1 protein-coding gene is annotated in these 552 nt (G+C 34.6%); it reads right to left on the bottom strand.

Annotated features, from left to right (window positions below):
- Positions 1 to 90: 90 nt before the first annotated feature.
- A partial coding sequence (locus FUA24_RS11000) for an OmpA family protein (protein WP_148542235.1) occupies positions 91 to 552 on the bottom strand: 462 nt, incomplete at its 5' end.

Below are 552 nucleotides of genomic sequence, written 5' to 3'. Positions count from 1 at the left end.
CATCAAAAATAAAACTAGTCATTGCATAAAAATAAAAAACGCTTCGGGATTCCCGAAGCGTTTTTTGAAGTTATTTTAAGAATTAACTTATTATTTTACTAAGTTAATTTCAACCCTTCTGTTTTGAGCTCTACCAGATCTAGTTTTGTTAGATGCAATAGGCTTAGACTCACCGTAACCTTTAGATGATAATCTGAATTGATCAACACCATGAGACGTTAAGTAATCTTTAACTGAAGCCGCTCTAGACTCAGATAAGTTTTGGTTTAATTTTTCACTACCAACGCTATCAGTATGACCTTCAACTGTAAATTTAGCTGTTGGGTACTCGTTGATAATTTTGATGATATCAGCTAATACTTGCTCAGACTCAGACTTGATAGAAGATTTACCAGTGTCAAATAAGATAGTTTTAGCGTACTCATTTAAAGTTTTTTGTACTTCAGCAGTAACTTCAGGACAACCAGCGTTAGCTACAGTACCTTTTACTTCAGGACATTTATCATCTTTATCTAATACACCATCACCATCAGTATCTGGCCATGGGCATCC

The organism is Seonamhaeicola marinus (genome assembly GCF_008085455.1).
This window is presented reverse-complemented; position numbering and strand designations above follow the sequence as displayed.